14 protein-coding genes and 1 pseudogene are annotated in these 16,371 nt (G+C 39.5%); 8 read left to right on the forward strand and 7 right to left on the reverse strand.

The window, feature by feature from the left end; translation table 11 throughout:
• Window positions 1-43: 43 nt before the first annotated feature.
• A complete protein-coding gene (gene argC / locus F902_RS12800) occupies window positions 44-1,093 on the reverse strand; it encodes an N-acetyl-gamma-glutamyl-phosphate reductase (protein WP_005204049.1) in 1,050 nt (349 codons plus the stop codon).
• A gap of 275 nt (window positions 1,094-1,368) precedes the next feature.
• On the opposite strand from argC, the gene F902_RS12805 reads away from it, so the two are divergent.
• Complete coding sequence (locus F902_RS12805; RefSeq protein WP_005204050.1) at window positions 1,369-2,889, forward strand: hypothetical protein; 1,521 nt, start codon at window positions 1,369-1,371, stop codon at window positions 2,887-2,889.
• A gap of 187 nt (window positions 2,890-3,076) precedes the next feature.
• The gene (locus tag F902_RS12810; RefSeq protein ID WP_005204051.1) at window positions 3,077-3,688 is read left to right on the forward strand and encodes a CDP-alcohol phosphatidyltransferase family protein; all 612 of its coding nucleotides are present in this window, start codon (window positions 3,077-3,079) and stop codon (window positions 3,686-3,688) included.
• Between the two features lie 18 nt (window positions 3,689-3,706).
• On the opposite strand, the gene F902_RS12815 is transcribed toward F902_RS12810, so the two are convergent.
• Both F902_RS12815 and rpiA read right to left on the reverse strand, forming a co-directional pair.
• Window positions 3,707-4,399 carry a M48 family metallopeptidase gene (locus tag F902_RS12815; RefSeq protein WP_005204052.1) on the reverse strand — a complete coding sequence of 231 codons (693 nt, stop codon included), beginning with the start codon at window positions 4,397-4,399 and terminating at the stop codon, window positions 3,707-3,709.
• On the reverse strand, window positions 4,399-5,070 hold the full coding sequence (rpiA, locus tag F902_RS12820; RefSeq protein WP_005204053.1) for a ribose-5-phosphate isomerase RpiA: 672 nt from the start codon (window positions 5,068-5,070) through the stop codon (window positions 4,399-4,401). Before rpiA ends, F902_RS12815 begins: the two co-directional genes overlap by 1 nt.
• Window positions 5,071-5,168: 98 nt before the next feature.
• Between rpiA and ilvA the strand changes: the two genes are divergently transcribed.
• The 3 genes from ilvA (at window position 5,169) to F902_RS12835 (ending at window position 8,859) form a co-directional block, all read left to right on the forward strand.
• Window positions 5,169-6,713 carry a threonine ammonia-lyase, biosynthetic gene (gene ilvA, locus F902_RS12825; RefSeq protein ID WP_171061068.1) on the forward strand — a complete coding sequence of 515 codons (1,545 nt, stop codon included), beginning with the start codon at window positions 5,169-5,171 and terminating at the stop codon, window positions 6,711-6,713.
• Window positions 6,714-6,869: 156 nt separating this feature from the next.
• Window positions 6,870-7,520 carry a potassium channel family protein gene (locus F902_RS12830; protein ID WP_005204057.1) on the forward strand — a complete coding sequence of 217 codons (651 nt, stop codon included), beginning with the start codon at window positions 6,870-6,872 and terminating at the stop codon, window positions 7,518-7,520.
• Window position 7,521: 1 nt separating this feature from the next.
• A complete protein-coding gene (locus F902_RS12835) occupies window positions 7,522-8,859 on the forward strand; it encodes a TrkH family potassium uptake protein (RefSeq protein WP_005204059.1) in 1,338 nt (445 codons plus the stop codon).
• Here the strand turns inward: F902_RS12835 and F902_RS12840 are convergent.
• The 4 genes and pseudogenes from F902_RS12840 to F902_RS12855 form a co-directional block, all read right to left on the reverse strand.
• Window positions 8,847-9,374, reverse strand: coding sequence for a cysteine peptidase family C39 domain-containing protein (locus F902_RS12840; protein ID WP_005204061.1), 528 nt, complete (start codon window positions 9,372-9,374; stop codon window positions 8,847-8,849). The genes F902_RS12835 and F902_RS12840 overlap by 13 nt on opposite strands.
• Entirely contained in the window at window positions 9,375-10,544 is a 1,170-nt protein-coding gene (locus F902_RS12845) for a phospholipase A (RefSeq protein WP_005204063.1), read from the reverse strand.
• A gap of 23 nt (window positions 10,545-10,567) precedes the next feature.
• A complete protein-coding gene (locus F902_RS12850; RefSeq protein WP_005204065.1) occupies window positions 10,568-13,507 on the reverse strand; it encodes an insulinase family protein in 2,940 nt (979 codons plus the stop codon).
• 132 nt (window positions 13,508-13,639) lie between these two features.
• Window positions 13,640-14,089, reverse strand: a pseudogene (locus tag F902_RS12855) (GNAT family N-acetyltransferase).
• A 115-nt stretch (window positions 14,090-14,204) separates the two neighbouring features.
• Between F902_RS12855 and F902_RS12860 the strand changes: the two are divergent.
• The 3 genes from F902_RS12860 to F902_RS12870 are packed head-to-tail and all read left to right on the forward strand — an operon-like array spanning window position 14,205 to window position 16,174.
• Window positions 14,205-15,218 carry an adenosine kinase gene (locus tag F902_RS12860; RefSeq protein ID WP_005204069.1) on the forward strand — a complete coding sequence of 338 codons (1,014 nt, stop codon included), beginning with the start codon at window positions 14,205-14,207 and terminating at the stop codon, window positions 15,216-15,218.
• Between the two features lie 16 nt (window positions 15,219-15,234).
• Window positions 15,235-15,540, forward strand: coding sequence for a Rieske (2Fe-2S) protein (locus F902_RS12865; RefSeq protein WP_017402009.1), 306 nt, complete (start codon window positions 15,235-15,237; stop codon window positions 15,538-15,540).
• Window positions 15,541-15,562: 22 nt separating this feature from the next.
• Entirely contained in the window at window positions 15,563-16,174 is a 612-nt protein-coding gene (locus F902_RS12870; RefSeq protein WP_171061069.1) for an OB-fold-containig protein, read from the forward strand.
• Window positions 16,175-16,371: the final 197 nt, after the last annotated feature.

Below are 16,371 nucleotides of genomic sequence, written 5' to 3' on the forward strand. Positions count from 1 at the left end.
TTAAAATCGAAATTTAAATGTGTGTGAAGTAAAAAAGCGTTTTTTATGGTAATAAACCAATACCTTCCAAGCCTGCAGCCTCATCAAAACCAAACATTAAGTTCATATTTTGAATCGCCTGACCTGCAGCGCCTTTGACTAGGTTGTCTTGAGCAACCAAGATAATCAATTTATTGGCTTGTGGGCGGTAGAGTGCAATTCTAAGCTCGTTCGCACCGCGAACACTACGTGTTTCTGGAGAACTATTTGTAAGCATGACATCAACAAAGCGTTCATCTTTATAGAAATCTTCGTAAAATGCTTGTAAGTCAAGTTGCTGACCTTGTTCGGTTAAGTCAACATAAATCGTACTCAACATGCCACGAATCATTGGTACAAGATGCGGCACAAAAATAAGCTGATCAAACTGCCCTTTTTGTCCTGAAATATTTTCCAGCGCTTCAACAATCTCGGGATGATGACGATGTCCAGCAACACCATAGGCTTTGAAATTATCAGCATTTTCACTGTAAATCATACCTAGGCTTGCTTTACGCCCCGCCCCAGACACCCCTGACTTTGCATCCACAATAATACTTTGTGTTTGGATCAGTTGGTCTGGATTTTTAAGTAATGGAGCTAAGCCTAATTGTACCGTAGTTGGATAACAACCAGGATTACCAATCACTTGTGCTTGCTTGATCTTCTCACGATTTAACTCAGTTAAACCATACACAGAATCTTTTAAGATGGCAGGACAACTGTGTTGCATACCATACCATTTTTCAAACTGAACCAAATCCTGCAAGCGAAAATCAGCCGCAAGATCAATGACTTTTGTACCTGTAGCAATCAATTTTTCAGCATGTTGCATCGCTACACCATGTGGCGTTGCAAAAAATACAACATCACATTGTGCTAATTGATCTAAATCCAGATCTGAAAACTCGAGTGTTGTATGCCCGCGTAGACTTGGGAACATATCTGCAACACGCTTTCCTGCTTCTGTACGAGAAGTGAGAATACGAACCTGAACTTGTGAATGTCTTAATAAAAGACGTAATAGCTCAACCCCAGTGTATCCAGTTCCACCAACAATACCAACAGAAATCACGCGTGACACCTCAAGCTTTCATTTAGATAAATAGTATGGCAGTTTGACCCATTTTACACAATCTTCAAGTACCTAACTTTTAACAAAATAAAAGTACTGTCAATCTTGATTAAACACTCAAAAGTTTATGAGAGAATACAAATAAACTCATTATATTTGGATTGATTCTACCATTGGTCAAGAAATACTATTGAATCATTTCACTATTCGAATAGAATAAAAAAATTGCGGTAATAATAAATTTCATGGATGCAAAATTTTTTTGGAGAGCTGGAATGCCTTCTTTGATGTCAAAACAAAGATTACATCATCATATTTGCTTAGGGCTGAGTACACTTCTACTTAGTTCGGCATTAGTTGGTTGTGGAAGTGGTGAAAGTAAAGCGAAAGTAGAAACCACAACCACTGTATCAGAACCAAAACCGAAGAGTTTCAATGTCAAAGCAGCAGTTGAAATGCGTGACATAGTCGTTAGAATTTATGATAATTTTGACAATACCTTGATCTTCGAACAATCAGTAAGCACAACAACTGATCTAAATATTACACTACCGCGAATTTTGAATAGAAACCATCTCTATCGTATTGAACTCGCTACTACCCCCAACTCACTCATCTACGACTTTCAAAGTGGCCAATATCAAAAAGTCTCTATGATTTTACGTAGTTTGGTTGAAGTAAATATAGCAAATCTCACACAAGCTATTTACATTAACCCAAGTTCAGAAGCAATTTATCAACGTGCTCTAATACGTTCAGGGGTATTACCTACAGACACAAATAGCACCCCAACCGATATTACTGCTCTACAATTAAAACTTGCAACAAGCGATGTAAATACTGCATTAACGGATGCTTTCAATCAGTTAGATATTAGCAATCTGAATCCAAATAGCTTATTTAGTGTCTTTTCTCCACCAAGCATTTCGTTACAATCTAGCCTATATACAAATACCTATCTCAGTTTTGGTCTTCTACAACAATGGTCAAACACTTACCCAAATAATAGTTTTGCTGAATTTACTCAAAATTTAGCGGTTGATTTAAGAGATGGTTATCTCGATACAAAAAAAATTCGTGGTGATCAAAGTACTCTAACATCTTTAGTAAAGACAACTCCTGATAATATTGACCCCGCTAAAAATACATTAGTAGATATTACTACGAATCAAAAAAATGCTAAGGACGCATTTGCCGCATCACTCAAACAGGCTACACTCCAACTTGCTGACCATTACCAGCAAGCATCTATAAATCCACAAGGCTATGCTTTATTAAAGCAAAAAGCATATGCTGGAGAAAATCCTGTCATTAACTCTAATACGATTTTCCGTATCATTGGTGCTGGTGATTATCGACGTGCAGTTGGTTTTTCCGATACAACAGAGAGTTGTAATGGTTCTCTATACCCATGCAAACAAGGTATTACGGGTATCAACATTGTGAATGCAAGCTTACCTTCCATTGAATATTTAATCGGTAACTACAAAGATTCAACTGGTAATTGCCAACTCAATATTCGTGGTGATGGCTGGTTAGAACTCGTTAAAGATGGTCAAACTTTTAGCTCAAAATTGGATGGCGATAGCACTGATAATTTATTACAGGTAGATAAAGCCAATGCTGAATACTTATTAAACAGCAGCTCAACTGAACCAAATAATAGCACACTGCAATATAGCTTTATTCAAGTAAAAGTAAAGAAAAATCAAGTGTTAAGTGCTAGTGCTGGTTTAGACAATCGTAAAGCGCCAGATCAGCTACAGACCACTCAATTACAGTGCAATTTCTCATAGTTCAAGCTAAATTAAAACATTGATGTTTAGCCAAAGCGTTAATGTCCAAATCCAAAATAATTTTGCCGATTCCAATAAAACAACAGCTTTAACTAAGCTGTTGTTTTATTTTAAATCTGTTATTTCAATCTTAGCTTTCTTCTTCGGCTGATATACTGCTTTAATAAACTCATCGATCTTATATTTAATGCCTCTTAAGTATCAAATCCCTACACTTCTTGTTTATTCCAGATTGCTGCTCGGCTTTCTAATTGTCGTAGTAACACTATTACGGCCTAGCTTTTATCCTCTTTATACAGTCGTATTTTTAACACTCGGACTAATGAGTGATATCTTTGATGGCATCATTGCAAGACATTTAGGCGTGTCAGATGAAAAACTACGTCGCTTAGACTCCAATATTGATCAAATCTTCTTTATTTGTGCAATCGCATCAATTTACTTACAACAATCTGTTTTTTTTAAACAATACATTTGGCCGATTCTGGTTCTAATTTTATTTGAAGTGGCGATTTATATGGTTAGCTTTATTAAGTTCCGTAAAGAAGTGGCCACCCATAGTCTTGGTGCAAAAATTTGGACCTTATTTCTCTTTGCCTTATTGGTACAAGTGACACTTACAGGCCAAAGTCAAATTTTATTTTGGATTGTTTTCTGGCTAGGTCTTCTGACACGTGCTGAAATCATTGCCATTATTTTGGTACTCAAACAATGGCAAAATGATGTACCTAGCCTAAAACAGGCTATACGTATTCGGAAAGGTTTAACTATTCAGAACAATCGCTTTTTTAATGGTTAAGACAAAACGTATATTCTATTATTTTTTATAGTACCAACTCGGCAATTGCGTCTGTTTCAATTGCTTTCGATGCTCAAGGTAATTGGTATCATGCTTTTTCACTTCATTCCAAAACGCAGCACTATGATCAAAATGTTTGGTATGTACTAACTCATGTACACAGACTGATCGTACAATATATTCTGGCATCAGCACCAATGCAGCATGTAACATGATGTCATGTTTAGAACTACAACTACCCCAACGCGTCTTTGGCTTACGGATACTACATTGTTGGTAAGACAAACTGATTTGCTGGCTTACTTGAGCTAAATATTCAGGTAAAAACTGTTTTGCATAAGCCATGACAGCAGCTTGTAAAGCCTGCTCGGACTGTTCATGCCGAATCAGTAATTGTTGTCGCTCGAAATCAAACTTAAAAATATGTCGTTGCTGTTGTTGAATAATCCTAAAAGGTTGGACATGGTGAAACAATGTCAACGATTCAGGAAATGCCGTCGTTTGATTAAATTGCTGTTGTTGTTTAGCCCAAGTCTCGATCAACCATTGTTCAGACTGATGCAGAAACTGCTGAATCTGTCGTTTGCTACAAAACAAAGGAACTGTGAGGCGAATACCTGTTGGCTCAACACGCAAGCGCAAATTTCTTGCCCTTGCATGTCGAACAACTTTAATTTCAGGTAACAGCGTTTCTAGTGAAACTGATGGCATTATTGTGCTGTACGCTCTTCGATACCACTGTCAGTTGCAACAACAGCAATGGTTGCTGCATTTAATGCAAAGATACCATTGGTCACAACACCTGGAATATCATTAATGGTCTTTTCCAACTCAATCGCATTTAGAATATTCAGATTAAATACATCTAAAATCACGTTCCCATTATCGGTTACAACACCTTCGCGATAAACAGGATCACCACCTAGCGCAACAATTTTACGAGCCACTGCAGAACGTGCCATTGGAATCACTTCAATAGGAAGTGGGAAATCACGTCCTAATTGCTCTACCCATTTTGAGTCATCTACGATACATACAAATTTCTTTGCAATTGATGCCACAATTTTTTCACGGGTTAATGCTGCACCACCACCTTTGATCATATGCATATGACGGTCAATTTCATCAGCACCATCCACATAAGCATCTAAACCACCGACAGAATTCATATCGACCACTTCAATACCTAGTTTTTTTAGGCGTTCAGCTGTCGCAGTTGAACTTGCCACTGCCGCTTCTAATTGCAATTCAGGCAATAAATCAATTAAAAAATTAACGGTACTTCCTGTTCCTACGCCCAAAATGCCGCCTTTAGGCAAATGTTTCAAAGCTGCTTTGGCCGCAGCTTGTTTTTTTTCATCTTGGGTTGCATATAGACTCATGACTTCACTCAACTATTTTGACATTTGCTTTAAGAAAACAGCGCAAATGCACAGGGGTTTGCTACAATGATTGCCTATTTTAAACTGTTATAGGGAAGATGAACATGCTGTCTCGTGTGGTACGACAAATTTTACAAGCAACGGTTTATGATGTTGCGATTGAAACACCGCTTGAAGCAGCTCCACGAATTAGTCAGAAAATTAATAATAACATTCGATTTAAACGTGAAGATTTACAGCCTGTATTCTCTTTCAAGCTACGCGGTGCTTACAACCGAATTAGCCAATTACCAAAAGATCAGCTTGATCGTGGTGTTATTTGTGCATCTGCAGGTAATCATGCTCAGGGCGTCGCTCTATCAGGAAAAAAATTAGGCATTCATGCCATTATTGTCATGCCAAGCACTACACCTGACATTAAGGTTCAGGCAGTTAAGCGTTTAGGTGGCCAAGTTGTGTTACATGGCGACAGTTTTGATGTTGCCAATAAATATGCCAAACAGCGTGCTGAAGATGAAGGCTTGGTTTTTATTCCGCCTTACGATGATGAACTGGTGATTGCAGGCCAAGGAACTATTGCCAATGAGTTATTGCGTCAATGGCGTGATGTAGAATACGTTTTTGTTGCTGTCGGTGGTGGTGGTTTAATCGCTGGGGTTGCAGCGTACCTAGGTGAAGTTGCACCACATGTCAGAATCATTGGTGTTGAATACGAAGAATCCGCGTGCTTAAAAGCTGCACTTGAAACCAATGAACGTGTGATCTTACCTCATGTTGGTCTATTTGCTGATGGTACGGCTGTTGCACAAATCGGTGAGTTACCTTTCGACATTATTCGTCTTCGTAAATCAGATAATTCAGGTCCAATCGTAGAACCAGATATAGTCACTGTAGATACAGATGAAATTTGTGCTGCAATCAAAGACACTTATGACGAGAATCGTAGTATTGTTGAACCTTCTGGCGCAATGGCCTTGGCTGGGATCAAAAAATATGTCGCAGAGCACCAACTGACTGGCAAAAATATGGTCTCAATTGTTTGTGGTGCTAACATGAACTTTGACCGTTTACGCTATATTGCAGAACGCACTGAGTTGGGTGAACGTCGTGAAGCGATCTACGCGGTAACAATTCCTGAGCAAAAAGGTGCATTTCTGCATTTTTGCCGTGCTCTACAAGGTCGTAACATCACTGAGTTTAACTACCGTGCCAGTGATAGTAATCTCGCTCAAGTCTTTGTCGGAATCAGCCTCAAAGGTGGTGAAACCGAGCGTCATGAAATTCATGAGATGTTGAAACAACAATATGAAGTGGATGACCTGTCTGATGATGAGGTTGCGAAACTGCATATTCGTTATTTGATTGGTGGTCATGCCAATATCGAACATGAGCGTTTATTCCGTGTTGAGTTTCCAGAACGTCCAGGCGCTCTGTTAACCTTCTTAGAACGTTTAGGCCCAACCCACAACATTACCTTATTCCATTACCGTAACCATGGCGCTGCGGAGGGTCGTGTACTGGTTGGCCTACAAGCAACCGATGCGAAGCAAAATCCAGATGGGTTAGTCGAAACTTTAGAGAAAATCACTTATCCTTATGCCGAAATCACAGATAATACGGGCTATCGTCGTTTTCTTAAATAAGCTTTCTAATACTATAAAGCCGACATTATGTCGGCTTTATTTTTATTCGATGTTTTGCTTATAAATGTGTAGCGCAAACAAAATCATTACAAATGGAAAGTTATTCCATCTTAAAATGAATAAAAAGACATTTTTATCATTTAGTTAAGGACAGTTATGGCACAGTTTGCAGTCATTGGTTTAGGTAGTTTCGGGGCAACTGTTGCATTAGAGCTGACTAAACTGAATCATGATGTCATTGGCATTGATACCATTAAACGCAATGTTGAAAGTCTTGCTGATCGTATTACCCATGCCGTGATTGCCGATGCCACCGACGAACATGTTTTAGAAGAACTCAATATCCAAAATTGCGATGCTGTCGTTGTTGCCATTGGTGAAGATATTGAAGCCAGTATTCTCTGTGTTTTAAATCTCAAGAATCTTGGTGTTGAGAAAATTCTGGTCAAGGCTAAAACCAAAGCACATCACACCATTCTTTCTCATTTAAATGTCAGTAAGATTATCCATCCTGAAGAAGATATGGGTGTTCGGGTTGCTCAGGCATTAAATTACCCAATGGTAAGCCGTTATATGGCGCTTGATCACGATCATTACATTGTCAAAGTTCCTGTGCATGAAAAGCTCAACAACGTAAATTTATCTGGCATTTTAAAACAAGAACCACATATCAAACTTTTATTATTAAAACGAGATCAAGAAATTCTCTATGAAACAGACGGCAACTTCACTTTAAAAACAGGTGATGTCCTCATTCTAGAAGGTTTACTCAGTCATCTCCGAAAACTTTCAGGATGTTTCGCATAATATGGCATTCAAAATAAACTCCCAGAAAATTTTCAACCTCAGCCCACCGTCTTTACTCGCGATTGGGTTTCTTAGTTTTATTATTATTGGCACGATATTACTAAAAATGCCGATTGCAAATAAAGGCAATGTCAGTTGGATGGATGCCTTGTTTACAGCAACTTCGGCTGTGACCATTACAGGTTTATCAGTCGTAAACCTAAATGATTCATTCAATCATCTTGGGCAGTTTATTATCCTTTTGTTGATTCAATCGGGTGGTTTAGGTTTTATGACCTTCGCTATATTGGCAGCCTTAAGTCTTGCTCCAAAACTGGGGCTAAAACAACAAATGATGGCGCAAGACAGTTTAGGTCAAACCAGCCTTTCTAAAGTCACCTTTGTTGCCAAAGGCGTCGTGCTGTATACCCTGTTCTTTGAGTTGATTGGCGTCATTATTCTGACAGCCTCCTTTGCTCCAATGTATGGTTTTGATCGCGGCCTTTATTATGCTGTTTTTTATAGTGTTTCAGCTTTTAATAATGCAGGTTTTTCCCTGTTTGATAACAGTCTGATTAACTTTCAAAGCCACTATCTGATTTGTCTCACCATCAGTATGTTATATACCTTAGGCGGGATTGGCTTCTTGGTTCTGATTGATGTTAAACAAAATAAACGCTGGAGCAAGTTGACCCCGAACAGCAAATTGATCCTCAGTACGATTGCAATTTTAAATCTTGTTGCATTTATCTTAATTTGGTTATTAGAGTCAAATAATCCGCTTACCCTAGGTTCGATGAGTTTAAGTGAGCAAGCCATGAATGCATGGTTTCAAGCAACTGTGCCACGTTCGTCAGGGTTTAACACCATTGATACAGGTTCAATGGAACATAGTACGGCTCTATTGACCATGTTATTGATGTTTATTGGTGGTGGTTCTCTCAGTACCGCAGGCGGTATTAAAGTCGGTACTTTTGTAATTTTATTGCTCTGTGTGATTTCCTTTCTACGCCGTAATGAAGAAATTCGGATTTTTAACCATTCAGTTTCACAAGAAACGACTTATAAAGCACTTGCAGTGACTGCCATTACAGGCATGCTCGTTTTTGTGGGGTGCTTTATTGTTTTCCTGCTTGAGCCAAAATTAGATGTGCTCGATCTGATGTTTGAAGTGGTCTCTGCGGCATGTACTGTAGGACTGTCACGAGGTGCAACAGGTCAGTTGCATGATGGAAGTTTGTTTGTGCTGAGTTTGCTGATGTTTACGGGACGATTAGGGCCGTTAACACTGGCTTATTTAATCGCGACGCCGAAGAAGAGCCGCTTAAAACATGCCAATGCCAATATTCAGATTGGATGATGATCCAAAGGCTGTTCAATCACAATCACTTGTCGACAAATTTCATCACTTTGACGTTGTTGTTCAAACACTGTTTTAGACATCACGTCAAAATGATCACAAAAACTAATGTCGTGTTCATCGATTGAATAAATTAAGGATTGGTTCCCCATACCTTGTAATGTGTCATAAAACACAATCACGAAATGGCCTTGTTCAAAAGCTCGCTGAATCTCTGAATAAGTTAAAGCCGCCTGAATGGGAATCTGAAGACGCTGCGCATCAAGATAACTTTGCTTTTCCCTTTCATCAATATTAGGGTCAGGTGCTGTATAGAATGACACGTCAAACCCTAATTTTTTCAGTGCCACAGCCAAAGCAATGGTAAATGTTCCATCTTCTCGGTCATGACCAGACAAGCGAATCAGATCAGCAATATCAATATGCGTATGATATTGCTTCACGATTAACCAGAGTGCAAAGACACCACAATTTGCTTCAAGCTGTAATAAGGACTCTGGAATATTTAAACTCATTTAGTACCAGTTCATTAAAGATACACCCAAGCCGACATAGGTCGCTCGGTGGTTATAATCAATCAAGCTCTCGCCATAGCCATCAAATATTTGAAAATGACCGCGTAATTTATCTTTAATTGGGAAAGCCCAGTCAAACTGAACCGCACCATGTGAACGATCACCACCTTTTAATGAATGGCGTAACATCAAAGAAAAATCATTATTGCCCTTACGGTAAAATGCGGTTAAATCACCACGACCGATATAATCCTTAATATCAGGGTTATTATCATCTTTGGCATCTTCTTCAACACGGTACCAAGGACGCAGCATCAGTGCGAAGTTGTCTTTTTCAAAACCAAGATTAAAAATCACACGGTTCCAACTACGCGATAACGGATCTGAACGACCATTGGATTGGTGGTTTAAAGTCACCCCAAGCAAACGTGCATTTAGACCTAAAATTTCATAATTGGTTCTAAACATCAAACTCGCTTCAGGCTCATAATTGGTCTCACGGAATGGTCTTGATTCCTCTGAGTTATAAACTTGCCAACGTGAAGATTGCGTATAACCCAACCAGAGATCACCATTATTACCAAAGATGTTTTCCCAAGCTTTGGTCTTAAACGAAAGCTGGAACTTTGCTTCGCTCGAGGTCAACTCTTGCTTATTTTTGACGGTATTTTCAGGGTTCGGACTGCTTGGAAATTCATTTTTATCACTGGTCCAGAACACTGGTAACAGATAAACCGGTTGATAAGCACGAATATTCCATACCCCCAATTTACTTTCTTCTGACAATTCCCAACGGCGATCGAGTAATGAAACATTTGGATCAAATTTTGGTGCAGCGCCTAATATATGCAAGTCACTGACCTTTTGAACCACCTTATCTTTCAACGACTCTGGTTTGGCTGGTTCACTCGATTCAGCCACAGGCATAGCCGCTGCAACCATAGGTGCGGCATCGGTCTGAACTTGTGTTGGAATAATGGTCGGCGCTTTAAAAAGGCTGTCATAACAAGCCAGACGCTCAGCATTTGCGGCCAAGGCCACACAGGCATCAACGGTTGCAGGACTTGCCGGTGCTGTCGCTTCAGCATGTGACAACGATGTCGCTAAAGAGCCAAGTATCGCAAGGATACTCAGCTCCAAATGACTACGTTCAAAAGATTTGAACGCCATAGATTTCTCCGATTTTTATTTTATTAATTAACTTGCTGGATATTAAATCCAAGTTTCTGCAATTCTTCACGTTTCGCAAATGGCGCAACCACCGCTTTCACTGGTTTTTGAGCCAATAGATATTGCTTCGCAACACGCTGTAAATCCTCTAAGTTCACGTTAAGTAAACGCTCACGTAAGATTTTACGGAATTTTGGCGTACGTGCATGCAATAAGGCATAACATGCGGTAATTGCTTCCCCAGCTGGTGAGCCTGGCTTATCCATACCAGCCACCAAACCTAGAATTGCTTCCTCGAGTTGATGTGGTTGTTGTTCGGTATTCAGTAACCATTGCACACTGGCTTCAAAATCATTAAACGTTTCCGCTAGACGTGGATCACGATAGCTATAGAAACGGAATGAGCACGCATTGCCATCATAACTTGCACCACCACCATATGCACCGCCTTTTTCGCGAATGGCACTATGCAAGAAACCATTACGTAAATAAGCTGCCAATACCATCAAAGGTGCTGCATCAGGGTGTGCGACATCAACTGCTTGATAAGCAGATGAACAGAACTGAACATTCGCTTGAATTAACCATGCTTCATCATCTGAAGTATTGACCTGTTCTACTTGCGTTAAAGTGACAGGTGTTTTATCAACAACTAGCTTATCCCAAACGTTTTGAACTTCTTCAACTAAACGATCAGATTGATGTTCTTCACATACCAACAAGAATTGTTTAGGTGCTTGCAGCAACTTACGATGAATCGACTGTAATTCAGTAATCAATGCTTGATAAGCGCTATCATCTTGATCAATTTTCGCAACCAAGTCACTGAGCCAGTTTAATGCGCCTAAACCCGTATTGTGATAATCACGGCGAGCAAGTGCGCTCATTTGACGTGAGGCAGCTTGCATGGCATAACTATGACCAGAGCCAGACAAACGTGATTGCCAGCGAGTTTTACGTTGCTGCAATAACTCGATGATACGGTCTTTCTCATCAAAACGAAGTTGCTCAAATGCCAATTTTAATAATTGAATTGCATCTAGTTTTTGCGTCAGTGATTTTGTCGTCAGCGTGAGCCATGCACTAATACGGTCTTTGTCATCGACCTTGCTGCGCAATGATGCTCCCATACCTAAACCACCACTTACTGCGGTTTGGATTTGCTGGAATTCCAAATAATCGTACTCACCCGCACCAACTTCTCCCATTAGAATTGAGAGTAAATTGAAGTATGGAGATTGCACGATCTCATCAGGAATCTGAATCAACACTTGTTGATAGTAAATACCATTGGTTCCTGCATGATATAAATTCAACGGCGTGTCTAAGCCATTGCAAATAATTTCACGTAGTTGACCTTGCACAATTTGCAATTCAGCAGGCACATCTTCCAAACCAACTTTTGGTAACAATTCAAGATCATCTGGTGTGTCTTGGCGTTGCTTTAATGCAGCCGTTTTTTCTTGGATTTCAACTTTCTGCGCATCCGTGAGATGAGCTGTAATCTCAGCCAAACGTGCTTGTTCAGCCTGTTGTTCTTTCACTGATTTCGTTGCGTCAGGTACTAAAGTCATTTGTACACGGTGTGGATTATCCAACAAGTGAGTTTGAATTAAGTTTGATAACCACATTGGGTCTTTTAACTCTTCTTTCACTTGTTCAATCGCAGAGTCCACATCCCAGACATGAACTGGATCGCTATGATGAATCGCGCTACCTAGTCCATTCAGAATCAGACTGAGACCATACGGTGTTCCATCACCATTGATTTCACGTTGATGTAATTCAATTTGATGAAGAATTGCATCGACAAAATCAGTATCTACTGGCTTAGAAGCAACCTCTTTCAGAATATCGAGAATGCCATTTTTAAATGTTTCTGCATGTTCAGCATTAGAGCCTTGAACTCCACAATAGAAGGTCATTTCAAAGTTGCTGTCATCAACTCCCATTAAAGGACCTGTTGATTGTGCATAACCACAAGTTTCTAAGTAATGGCGTAAAGGTGAAGCAGAATTTTCTAATAGAATTCCCTCAACCAAACGCATACCTAGACGTAATTTAGTATCACTGGTTTCAGGTAACAACCACGACATGACATGGTAAGTCTTGTCTTTCAGATCCTCACTGTCAACCGCATAGCTTTCAGTCACTTCTACAGGTGCAGTTAAACGCTTCTCAGGTTTTGAATATAAAGTTGTCCCTTGAGAAAACTTATGTAGAGCTAATTTCTCAAATTGCTCTTGCAGGTCATACGCACTTTGATTGCCAAAGGTCATGAACACGGCATTACTTGGGTGATAGTGAATTTTATAGAAATCCACCAACTGCTCATAGCTTAGGTCTGGAATATCTTTAGGATCGCCACCAGAGTTGTAGTGATAGGTCGTTTCTGGGAATAAATGATGTGCAAGCTGATGATATAGCTGATCTGAAGGAGAGCTCATCGCTCCTTTCATTTCATTAAATACCACACCTTTATAAACGGCTTGATCATTTTCCAGCTCAATACGAATACCTTCTTGCGCAAAATCCAAAGGATTTAAATTCGCGGCAAAAGCCGCATCTAAATACACAGACAATAAGTTTTGAAAGTCTTTTTTGTTCTGTGTTGCAAAAGGATACGCTGTCCAATCCGCTGCTGTGAATGCATTCATAAATGTGTTCAATGAACGGCGGATCATCAAAAAGAACGGATCACGTACAGGGAACTTTTCAGAACCACAGAGTGCCGTATGCTCTAAAATATGTGCAGCACCTTTGGAATCCATCGGCTGCGTTCTAAATGCCACCAAGAACACATTTTCGTCATGCGTTGTGGCTAAATGGTAGTGAACTGCACCAGTCACTTTGTGCTTATATTCTGAAACTTGAATATCGAGTGCTTCTACATGGTGTTGACGTAATAGCTGAAACGCGGGATGTGTGGTTTGAGTAATGCTTTCAGTAACATCTACAGTCATGTGATCTCCAATTTATCTCTATTAAATTCATTACAATTGATTATAGAGAGTCTACCGAAGAATACGTATCGATATCCATGTAAATTACTATGTTTTTGTAGAAAAATGCAGCGCCTAATCCAAAACAGCGTTTCATAAAATCTTGTAAAAATTGTGATGTGCTGACACGATAGATTGATATCCCCGACTTTGATAGAAGTGAGCCGCTTGTGCTGTATCAGTAAATAAATCAAGCCGCTCAAAATAAGTCTTTGCGTATTGTTCAATATGCATCAATAAATAAGTACCTATTTTTTTATCACGATAATCTGGATGGATATAGAAACGACGTAAACGCCCAACTCTCTTCGATTCGGCAAAAGGATCTTGATTCACTCCACCTATGGCAATCAAAGTATCATGTTGATCATACACAACAAAAAGTGCTTCTCCGATCCGATCAAAACAATTGGTACCTGATTGAAAATCTTGTTTTTATCTATTTAAGAAGCGGAAGCCCTCACATTCTGAATATTGGATCAAAACATCTATTTGTGCAGGCAATTCCAGACTTCTTTCAATTCTAAAGTGGTCTGGCCTCATCTTCTTTCCTTCATTCACTGTGAGCCTATACTTTGCTGAATTTTCTTCAACAAACTACTGTAATCCGTAGCATTCGTGTAAACTTTGCTTTTTGATTTTTACTGTGATGACAAACATGGCAACTGTTGATCTTTTTGCAATTGGTAATGCACTCATTGACCAAGAATTTAAGGTTTCAAATGAGTTTCTAACGCAACAGGGATTGCCAAAAGGCACAATGCATTTAGGCGATGGTGAAACACAGGCAAATTTATATCAAAAATTACAAGATACTCAAAGCTACAAGGGCCAAGCGAGTGGTGGTTCAGCAGCGAATACAACCGTTGCATTTAGTGCCTTAGGTGGTACTGCATTTTATGGCTGTCGTGTGGGTAATGATGAACTCGGTCGCATTTATCTCGATGGCTTAAACGAAGCTGGCATTACAACCACAACACAATCAATCAGTGAAGGTGTTACAGGTACGTGTATGGTTCTGATCAGCCCAGATTCAGAACGTACCATGCAAACCTATCTTGGGATTACCGCTGAATTATCCGACGAACAAATCGACTTTGAACCACTTAAAACCGCAAAATGGCTGTATATCGAAGGTTACTTATCAACCAGCGATACCGCACGTGTTGCAGTTAAGCAGGCACGTGAACTGGCTAAAGCACACGGCGTTAAAATTGCATTATCACTCTCCGATCCTGCAATGGTGCAATATGCACGTCAAGGTTTGGTCGAACTCTTAGATGATGGTGTAGATCTGTTATTCTGTAATGAGCAAGAAGCGCTCATGTTTACCGAAACAGACAATCTTGATGCGGCAATTGAAAGCCTAAAATTAAAAAATCAACATATTGTGATTACACAAGGCGCTAAAGGTGCTGTGATTGTTGATCAAGTACACCATTTCCATGTCAATGGTCGTACAGTTGAAGCCGTAGATACCAATGGTGCTGGCGATGCATTCTCTGGTGCATTTTTATATGCAATCAATGCTGGTTTAAGCTTGGAAGCTGCAGCACAACTTGCTATTTTGATCTCAAGTGAAGTGGTTGCTCAATATGGACCACGTTTAAGCGTAGAAAATTACGCTAAACTCTTTGAACAATTCCAAAAAGCTCAACAGGAATGTGCATAACATGGAAAAGATTTGCATGACTGAAGAAGTCCCTGAACGTGAGTCTCGTGCATACGACACCATGAAAGGGACCACGATTTTTATTACTCAAAAAGATGGCAGCTTCTATGCCTATCAAAATGTTTGCCCACACTTGCAAACTGAACTTGAGTATTTAGAAAATCAGTTCTTGGACCAAGATAAAGAATATATTCAATGTTCTACCCATGGCGCACTATTTTCAGTCGAAACAGGTGAATGTATTTCAGGCCCATGTCTAGGTGAATTCCTTGAGAAAGTAAATTTGGAAGTCCACTCAGACGGTGGTATCTATATTGATTAAGCCCTAGATCATGAATTCTGCGATGACTGAGTTTTTCCTCAATTACTATCTGATGCCATTTCATATGAGTGTCGTGGCTTTAATTGTGCTCAGCATTGCAGAAACCATCGGGATTGTTATTGGCTTACGACCGAGTCAATTGGTTCAAAAGCTCACCCCAGATTGGTTACTGAATTCACCTCTACTCGACGTGAAATTTTCTAAATACCTGATCTTTGTTTTTTTACTGATTAATTTTAGTTTTGCAGGCTATTTTCTGGAACTCTCGTTCTTTGCTTTGCAGCACTACTTCATTTCACCTTACTATTTATTTGTTCCAGCATTGATCATCGATATTTTCTTTACCGTATTTATGATTCATTACCTAGATCAGGTGATCAAACCCAAAGTCACTCATACACATACCAATTTGGTTGGCCGTTTAGCCACAATCTCAACTGGAAATGCACGCCCTGGTTTCTCAGCTCAGGCGCGTGTGCGTGATGAATTCGGACAACTCTATTATGTACAAGTTGAACCTGAGTACGGTGAATTGGAATTACAGTCCCAAGTGTTGTTAATTAGCCAAAAATCAAACTCACACTATCTCGCGAAAAAAATATCTCTCTCAAATAACTTATTCGCACCAGACTGATTTTTGTCTCAAAATTGCGATTGAGTAGAGAAAAACAGTAATTTTTACATTTTATTACAAATATATCCTGCAAAAGTTTTGAATTTAGCTCTTCCCTTCTTGTTGTTTTCATGATCTCACTGGCACAAAAAACACAACAGTGATACCTATCACATTTTTTAGAATAATCTCTATCTATACACTAGGTTTTGTAGAGA

The organism is Acinetobacter higginsii, from assembly GCF_000369525.1.
GTDB lineage: Bacteria > Pseudomonadota > Gammaproteobacteria > Pseudomonadales > Moraxellaceae > Acinetobacter > Acinetobacter higginsii.